Consider the following 6,681-nt stretch of genomic DNA (forward strand, 5'->3'; position numbering starts at 1 on the left):
GGCTCTTCGTAAACGAGAGTGTGGGTGGGGTGTAGCCGGGGTGATCGGTGTGGGCGCGTCGAAGGCGGGATAGAGGTCGAGGCCTTCCGATGATGGAAGTTCCTACGCTGCCCATCCGAAAGACCTCGACGTGCTCAACGCTACCTTTCATGCCCCTGATCTGACGACGTTCTGCCGGCTCGACGAACTCGGCTTGGAAGCCGTCGGCCAGCAGCTGTGCCCGGGTCGGGCGGTGATCGAATGCCGTGTCGTTCAGGCAAATCCGTGGTGCCGAGGCTGCGGCTCTGCGGGTGTGCTCCGTGACACGGTGACGCGCCGGTTGGCGCATGAGCCGTTCGGTCACCGGCCGACTACGTTGCTGGTGCGGATACGCCGTTACCGGTGCACCGAGTGCGGTCGCACCTGGCGACAGGACACGGACGCAGCAGCTGAGCCCCGGGCGAAGATCTCGCGTCGCGGACTCAGGTGGGCGCTCGAGGCGGTCGTGGTCGATCACCTCACCGTGTCCCGGGTCGCTGCCGGTCTGGGAGTGTCCTGGCATACCGCCAACAGCGCCGTCCTTGCGGAGGGCAAGCGGCGGCTGATCGATAACCCGCAGCGGTTCGACGGGGTGACCGCGATCGGCGTCGACGAACACGTCTGGCGGCACACCCGACGTGGCGACAAGTTCGTCACGGTGATCATTGATCTGACTCCGATCCGCGAGAAGACGGGCCCGGCACGGCTGCTGGACATGGTCGAAGGCCGCTCCAAACAGGTCTTCAAGACCTGGCTCGCAGACCGCCCGCAGGCATGGCGGGACGGGGTGGAAGTGGTGGCGATGGATGGGTTCACCGGCTTCAAGACCGCGACCACGGAGGAGCTCCCGGACGCGGTGCCGGTCATGGATCCGTTTCATGTTGTTCGGCTTGCCAGCGACGGGTTGGACCGGTGCCGGCAACGTGTTCAGCAGGCGACGCTCGGGCATCGGGGTCGTGCCGGTGACCCGCTCTACCGGGCCCGACGGACCCTGCATACCGGCGCGGATTTGCTCACCGACAAACAGAACGCACGCTTGGAGGCCGTCTTCGCGTCCGAGGAACACCTCGAGGTCGAAGCTACTTGGGGCATCTATCAGCGGATCGTCGCCGCATACAGGGAACCGAATAAGACACAAGGGAAACAGATGATGCAGGCAGTGATCAACTCCGTCACCAGCGGCGTTCCCGCAGCCCTGGTCGAGATCCGCCGAATCGGCCGGACCCTGAAACAACGCGCCGCCGACGTACTCGCGTTCTTCGACCGACCCGGCACCAGCAACGGCCCCACGGAGGCCATCAATGGGCGGCTCGAACACCTCCGCGGCTCAGCCCTCGGATTCCGGAACATCACCAACTACATCGCTCGATCACTCCTGGAATCAGGCGGCTTCAGACCCTACCTACACTCCCAATTACGATGAGCCACTTTAATAGGGTAGATCCGCTTATTTCCGGGGATTTTGGGGCTTTTGAGTGTGTGCGGTGTTGGTCCCCTCCCCCATTGTTTTTGCCTGCTGGCGAAGCATCGCGGAGCTGTTCTCCTCTGGGCTGGTCAACCCGTAGGGCGGTCTGTGTGCCGGGAAATCTGGGAGGAAATAAGCGACGTCGGAGCGCCGATCAGATTGTTTGGTTCCGGCCCGCTCAGCGCAGCTGAGTTGGGCGGTGCAGCGGGGACGCATAATCCGCAGGAATCTCTATGATGTTGTCAACGGATTCCTGCGGGTCGGTTAGGGCCCCGGTCACAATGAGGTGATCCACCAATGGGGCTTTGGAATCACGGGTGGGGATCCCCCCCTCTGGATCAAGCGATCTCCTGTAGGGTTTCCGACCTGACACGTAGGGCGGCGGCGCAGAAGGAGGGGCAAACGTCAGGGGTTGCAGTAGTTACAAATACTTGGGGGTGCGGACGTTGTATCGGCTATGTCGCGGGTGTCGTGGTAAGGGCATTTGAGGCATCCAAACGTCTCAGCACGCGTCTCGCTGGTCGGCGTACCGCATGCACTGCACTGGAGCCCCGGTACCCGGCCGACTCGCCAGAACCCTGGAGTGCCGCAGGCTGGGCACAAGGAGCGAAGCTTATGGGCAAGGTCTTCGGCCGCGAGGCCGATTACTTCCATGCGTGTTGGGTTTGCGCTGGCACGCATGTCGGTCTCGATTAAGACCAAGCCGTTTGAAGATCGAGTCAACGCTCTCGAAAAGGCGCGCTCCAGGTCCTGCCAGCTCGCGATTCCCTTGCAGATGTACGTTCCGTCCTTGCCGTCAGGGCGAACGACCAGATGGTGTCCAGGAAACTGCACTTCACGGGCGAACGCCTGGGCTGCCGCCCACTCGCCGGTGAGCAGGTGATTGAAGTTTGTTTTCCCTTCGCCTATTCCCACCACCTCGAGATTGCGCTCGTTGTCCATCCAAACGATTAGTTCGATGTTCCACGGGAACATGCCGATGTAGGGATCCGGCCCAAAGGAACCCTCGCTGGCGATACCCAGCGACAGGCCCGATAATTCCATGCCCACCGATGCCTTCTTACGGGCAGTTTCCGATTGTGTTCCTGCGCGGGAAATGTCATGTGTGAAAGTACCGAGCAAGTCCGTGTCGTAACCCGTGACATGTTCAACCCGGCACCCAAGTGCATGCTCCAGCGCGGGTCCTAGCACCCGCTCCTTCCCATGTTGGGTCAGCAGAGCGACGCGTTCACCGGCATAGATTGCATGCGGGATTGGATCATCAGATTCGGCCTTGGTCACAACTCACCTTTCATGGAGCAGCAGAGGCTGAAGTGGCCGGCACCTCATCCCAGGTGCCGAGGCCGGGACAGTCCCCCAAACCTTCGAAGACATCCTAATAGACGAATTACGTTTCATGAATTGCAATGCGTATGTATGCGGCGATTTGTGAAATGCTGGCAGCACGAGCTTGCATCTGCGGCCAGTGAGTCCAGGGGACCCGGCAGGGTTCATTACTGCTCTTGTTCACTCCGTCGGGAAATAATCAGAGAGTCCTAATGTGGTAGACCCCATCATCCTTTTCTTCATTCTTGGGGCGCTGGCCGGGCTGCTCCGGTCGGAGCTGCGCCTTCCGGCGGCAATCTATGAGTTCGTCACCATCGTGCTGCTGCTGGCCATTGGCCTTAAGGGCGGTGTGGAACTCGCCAAGCAGCCCTTTGGCGAACTGCTACCCCAGATCCTGGCCGTAGTGGCGATGGGATTCTTCCTTTCCCTTCTGGCCTTCCCGGTGCTGCGCTACCTCGGACGCTTCAAACGTGCCGACGCAGCCTCCATTGCCGCCCACTATGGCTCCGTCAGTGTAGGTACCTTCGCCGTAGCCATCGCCTACCTGGGCACTCGACAGGTCGTCTTCGAAGAGCACATGCCGCTGCTTCTGGTGATGCTGGAAGTACCAGCCATCATCGTGGGCATAGTTTTGGCGCGGGGAGTCTCCAAGGAGACCAGGTGGAAAACGGTCGCTCACGAGGTCTTCCTCGGAAAAGGCATTGTCCTGCTCCTGGGTGGCCTGTTCATCGGCTGGATCGCCGGACCCGATGGCCTGTCCTCCATCGAACCCCTGTTTGTGGACATGTTCAAAGGGATCCTTGCCTTATTCCTGCTGGAAATGGGGCTGCTGACAGCAACGCAGCTCGGAGGCCTGCGCAAATACGGCGTGTTCCTAGCGGCTTTTGCCATCATCATGCCGCTGTTCTCAGCCGTCATAGGTGCAGGGCTGGGCTGGGCATTAGGACTGTCGGTGGGCGGAACAGCTATTCTGGCAACACTGGCGGCAAGTGCCTCCTACATCGCGGCGCCGGCGGCCATGCGCATTTCCGTACCGGAAGCCAACCCCACGTTGTCGCTGGCGGCATCCCTAGGGATCACCTTCCCGTTCAACGTGGTGGTGGGGATCCCGCTCTACCACGCCCTGTCCATCTGGATCCATACCTTCGCGAGGGGATAAAGCCATGGAAAGCCACCGACGCAAGCTCCTGACCATCGTCACCGAGGCCGTCCTCGAATCAACCCTCGTCCGCGACATCGAGCAACACCACGCCCACGGATACACCATCACCGACGCGCGCGGGAAAGGCAGCCGGGGCGTCCGCGGAGCAGGCTGGGAAGCGAACAGCAATATCCGTATCGAGGTGGTCTGCGACGCCGTGATAGCGGAAGGCCTTGCTGCACACCTTCGCGAGCACTACTACGAGGACTACGCCATGATCCTGTTTCTGAGCGACGTCGAGGTCCTGCGGCCGGCCAAGTTCTAGGCCTTCGTGCCCTCCGCGGGCTGCCCCTTTTCAGGCACGAGCACAGCAAGGAGTTCGTCAAGCTGATGGCCGGCATCAACAGGGTGCCGGAACGGGCGGCCGAACACCACAGAATAGATGTTTCGCCTGCCTGCCCGTGTCCTGGTGATGTAGCCGGCCTCGACAAGGTCAGCAGCAATCTTCTGGGCGGCACGCTCCGTGACCCCCACCGTGGCAGCCAGGTCACGTAGCCGTATCTGCGGATCACGGGCAATGGTCAACAGTACGTGGGCGTGGTTAGTCAGGAACGTCCACCCGATGCCGCTGCCTGACACTTCGCTTTCCTTTGCTTCAAAATCTTCAGTCGCCACCCCTTGGACAATAGCGGATCTGGGCACGACGAAAGCGCCGCCGGTCCCAATCCACAGCAAGCACCCACAACGCTTATGATCGCCAGGCGCAGGAATCGTCTCGTTACCAAGCCGCCGGTCGTAGACGGCTAGATCAGGCTGTAAGTGGTGGTGCCAGCGATACCAAGGTGTAAGTAGTGCCGTCGCGGAGCATGGCCCAGAGGACATTGAGCCGCCGTCGGGCGAGCGAGAGCATGGCCTGGATGTGAGATTTCCCTTCCACCCGTTTTCGGTCGTAATAGGCACGTGAGGCCGGGCAGGATTTAAGCGCCGAGAGCCCGGAGAGGAAGAAGACGCGGAGCAGCCGGCGATCGTATCGTCTTGGCCGATGGTGGTTGCCGCTGATCCTTCCGGAGTCCCTCGGCGCCGGCGCCAATCCAACAACACCGGCGAACCGGTCCGCAGACTGAAAAACCGTCATATCTCCGCCGGTGGCACCAAGGAATTCGGCGGCAAGGACAGGGCCAAAGCCGGGCATGCTCAACAGCACCTCGGTATGCCGGTGTTCAGTAACCTTCTCGCTGATCAGCGCATCCAGTTCTTCCAGTTCCTCGTTCAAACTTGCCACTTCGCGGGCGAGGGCTGCGACAATCACCTCCCCGATGCGTTGGGCAGGAACGACGGTCTGCTGGGACTTCGCGGCTTCTACCGCAGCCGCAGCAACCGCTGCCGAGGAACGAGCACCGTGTTTCTTCAACCACGCCTGGATTCGCGCCTGGCCGGCACGGCGGATCCCATCCGGAGTCCGGTACTTGGTCAGCAACATCAGCGCGGCTTTGGATCGGCTGTAATCGAAGGTCCGCTCCAGCGCGGGGAAATACTCCAGGAGCTGAGCTTTGAGTCGATTAATCGACCTCACCCGATCCGCCGACTTGTCAGCCCGCCGGGCCGTTAGGAGTCGCAACCCGACGCTGATCTCGTCACCGGCGCGCAAAGGCTGCAGGTCAGTCCGCATCCGGGCCTGGTCGGCGATCACAGCGGCATCCTTGGCATCTGTCTTGCCGTCACCCCTATAAATCTTCGAGGCGTGGTGCACCGTCCGCCCAGGAATATAGAGAAGGTTCTGACCATGACCAACAAGCAACGCGATGAGCAGCGCCGGTCCGCCATGATTCAAGTCCATCGCCCACACCAAAGGACCACCGTCCGATAAGTCCAGGACCGTGCCCAAAAGTTGGATGAGCGCCGCTTCGTCGTTGGGAACCTTCTGCGAGAGCAGCCTGTTTCCCTCGCCATCGATCACAACGCAGTGGTGATGGGCTTTGCCGGCGTCGATGCCGGCCCATAATTGCACCAAGAACAGCCTCCAGTCTGTTGGATGAGAAGAGCCCAGCAGATAACCGCGCCGTCGTGTCCTTATCCGGCGATCATGTCGCGTCTCTCAATCAGCGGTCGGGTCATCGCGGGGTGGCGGGCGGCCAATCCTACGGAGCCGTCACGTGCAAGCGTGCGGTCCACAGCAGCCAAGCCATACCCGCCTCCCTGGGTAGCCACGACCCTACAATGACCGCGGAACTGAGCCCGGTAACAACATAAGAACAGCAGCAAAAAAGTCTTTACACGGCCAGACGCGTTGCGTAAGACGGACACACGATTGCGGGCTTGAGGTCCCACACACAAGCCGGTAAGTGACCAAGACTGATGGAATGAAAAACTATTTGACTCCAGAAAATGGCCGTCAGCTCGTCAAAGTCGAGGGCCGGAACGATATCGGCGAGATCGTAAACGGTGGGCATAACTTCGGATCCGTGCGCGCAATCTATTGCGTCGGTATTCACTTCCCGGAGGACGGTTTCTGCGGCTACTACGACAAAAATCGCGTCACTTCTGTAGAGAAATAAGGGCTCGGACGGCTACGACCAGTGGCCCTGAATGACGGAGATTCCCCGGCCACCCACGGAGCAAAAAGAGGGTTGGCTGTCCGAACGGTAGTGAGGTCCGTTTCTGCGGTGCGAGCTAGCGAGCACCGCTGATTTGTTCGCCTGGGCCGGCTCCGTCCGGGCCGGGCAGCACCCCG

General features: G+C 60.9%; 7 protein-coding genes. 4 read left to right on the forward strand and 3 right to left on the reverse strand.

What is annotated here, in order from left to right; genetic code table 11:
- Nucleotides 1–130: 130 nt before the first annotated feature.
- On the forward strand, nucleotides 131–1,441 hold the full coding sequence (locus K728_RS0104245) for an ISL3 family transposase (protein ID WP_024475914.1): 1,311 nt from the start codon (nucleotides 131–133) through the stop codon (nucleotides 1,439–1,441).
- 447 nt (nucleotides 1,442–1,888) lie between these two features.
- Here the strand turns inward: K728_RS0104245 and K728_RS0104250 are convergent, their stop codons facing one another.
- Nucleotides 1,889–2,764 carry a DUF6671 family protein gene (locus K728_RS0104250; protein WP_051317608.1) on the reverse strand — a complete coding sequence of 292 codons (876 nt, stop codon included), beginning with the start codon at nucleotides 2,762–2,764 and terminating at the stop codon, nucleotides 1,889–1,891.
- Between the two features lie 259 nt (nucleotides 2,765–3,023).
- On the opposite strand from K728_RS0104250, the gene K728_RS0104255 reads away from it, so the two are divergent.
- Together K728_RS0104255 and K728_RS0104260 are read left to right on the forward strand one after the other, a co-directional pair.
- Nucleotides 3,024–3,968, forward strand: coding sequence for a sodium-dependent bicarbonate transport family permease (locus K728_RS0104255; protein ID WP_019481130.1), 945 nt, complete (start codon nucleotides 3,024–3,026; stop codon nucleotides 3,966–3,968).
- 4 nt (nucleotides 3,969–3,972) lie between these two features.
- Nucleotides 3,973–4,275: a P-II family nitrogen regulator gene (locus K728_RS0104260; protein ID WP_019481131.1), complete on the forward strand. Its 303-nt coding sequence runs from the start codon at nucleotides 3,973–3,975 to the stop codon at nucleotides 4,273–4,275.
- On the opposite strand, the gene K728_RS0104265 is transcribed toward K728_RS0104260, so the two are convergent.
- Together K728_RS0104265 and K728_RS0104270 are read right to left on the reverse strand one after the other, a co-directional pair.
- Nucleotides 4,272–4,589 carry a helix-turn-helix transcriptional regulator gene (locus K728_RS0104265; protein WP_019481132.1) on the reverse strand — a complete coding sequence of 106 codons (318 nt, stop codon included), beginning with the start codon at nucleotides 4,587–4,589 and terminating at the stop codon, nucleotides 4,272–4,274. The genes K728_RS0104260 and K728_RS0104265 overlap by 4 nt on opposite strands.
- Nucleotides 4,590–4,758: 169 nt before the next feature.
- A complete protein-coding gene (locus K728_RS0104270; RefSeq protein WP_170838002.1) occupies nucleotides 4,759–5,961 on the reverse strand; it encodes an IS110 family transposase in 1,203 nt (400 codons plus the stop codon).
- A gap of 331 nt (nucleotides 5,962–6,292) precedes the next feature.
- On the opposite strand from K728_RS0104270, the gene K728_RS0104275 reads away from it, so the two are divergent.
- On the forward strand, nucleotides 6,293–6,505 hold the full coding sequence (locus tag K728_RS0104275; protein WP_202805320.1) for a hypothetical protein: 213 nt from the start codon (nucleotides 6,293–6,295) through the stop codon (nucleotides 6,503–6,505).
- Nucleotides 6,506–6,681: the final 176 nt, after the last annotated feature.

This window comes from Arthrobacter sp. CAL618, assembly GCF_000468215.1.
GTDB lineage: Bacteria > Actinomycetota > Actinomycetes > Actinomycetales > Micrococcaceae > Arthrobacter_D.

Coding starts and splice junctions, on each gene's coding strand:
- K728_RS0104260 (WP_019481131.1), top strand. CDS start 3,973: ATGGAAAGCCACCGACGCAAGCTCCTGACCATCGTCACCGAGGCCGTC.